The organism is Rhodococcus sp. GXMU-t2271, from assembly GCF_041414735.1.
Lineage (GTDB): Bacteria > Actinomycetota > Actinomycetes > Mycobacteriales > Mycobacteriaceae > Rhodococcus > Rhodococcus indonesiensis.
Genome location: NZ_JAUIZP010000107.1, coordinates 1 through 266, shown reverse-complemented (window position 1 = coordinate 266; position 266 = coordinate 1). Strand labels below are relative to the sequence as shown.

At 70.3% G+C, this 266-nt stretch carries 1 protein-coding gene; it reads left to right on the top strand.

The annotated features are described in order from the left end of the window. On the top strand, positions 1 to 266 hold a 266-nt coding region (locus QYS60_RS25745), incomplete at both ends, for an aldolase/citrate lyase family protein (RefSeq protein WP_371384666.1).

Genomic DNA, 266 nt, shown 5'->3' with positions numbered 1-266 from the left:
TGTTCTGTCCGGCGGATCGGCCGGAGCGGTTCGGTAAGGCGGCTGCGACGGCGGACGTGGTGATCCTCGATCTCGAGGACGGGGTGGCGCCGGGGGACAAGGACTACGCCCGCAAGTGCCTGCAGGACACGGTCCTCGATCCCGCTCGCACGGTGGTGCGGGTGAACCCCGCCGGCACCGACGAGCACGACGCCGATCTGAAGGCGCTGGCGGCTACGGGCTACACCCGGGTGATGCTGGCGAAGTGCGAGTCGGCGCAGCAGGTG